We start from the raw sequence: 801 nt of genomic DNA, 5'->3' as shown, positions 1-801 counted from the left end.
TGTTCTTTTTCCGTCCTATAAATGACTCTTATACCTTGTAATGGTTTACCAGACGCAGCTTTTTTATCTAAGTCCACTCTTCTAAGTGAAAGTATAATTGCTTTAAATCTTGTAGACGTATTCCAACACATCGTCTCAGCTTCATAAAGATTATCTAAATACAAACGCATAAACTCTGGAACAGACATTCCATTTTTTGTAGCTAAAGCTGCCACTTCTTCAGGCGTTCTAAACGGATACTTCTCAGGATTCTGATCACGCGCCCCAAATTTCTCCATAAGAGTGACCTCCTTTATCAATATAGTATATAAATTCAGCAATAATTATATCACGTACGATAGGAAGCTGGAACCAAGAAAAAGCAGGATTCGGATAAAAGTATACCACGATATAAAATAGAAAACAAATACCGCATAGCTACTTCTCTTTCCCCCTCACTACCAGGCAGCCCCTTTCGTTGATCATAATGGTACATAATGGGGCATGATGAGTCATTATGTATCATTATGTTATTAATGTGCGAGCCACTTTTCAAGTCCCTAGGGTTTTGACTTTTTAAGATGATATGTGTAGCTGTGCTATACTCGTTCTCTTATATTTAAAAAGCCCCTTACAAAAGGTAAGGAGGCTTCCATCAGACCAATAAGTGTTATAGGCTTAATTACAGATTCGCATTGAGTTTCTGTGTCTGACTTAATGAATACCTACTTATGGGAATAGGTAATATGTCGTCCTCACTTTGGAAAATTCTATAGGTATATTAGAAGTAGAGAGACAACAGAGTAAGTATATCAAATATTA

General features: G+C 36.2%; 1 protein-coding gene. It reads right to left on the bottom strand.

What is annotated here, in order from left to right; all coding sequences use genetic code 11:
- A partial coding sequence (locus BZZ03_RS11755; RefSeq protein ID WP_143466354.1) for a hypothetical protein occupies positions 1-278 on the bottom strand: 278 nt, incomplete at its 3' end.
- Between the last annotated feature and the right edge of the window lie 523 nt (positions 279-801).

Origin of the sequence: Lactococcus petauri, assembly GCF_002154895.1 — a bacterium.
GTDB classification, from domain to species: domain Bacteria; phylum Bacillota; class Bacilli; order Lactobacillales; family Streptococcaceae; genus Lactococcus; species Lactococcus petauri.
The sequence above is the reverse complement of the archived record's forward strand: the minus strand, read 5'-3'. Positions and strand labels throughout refer to the sequence as shown.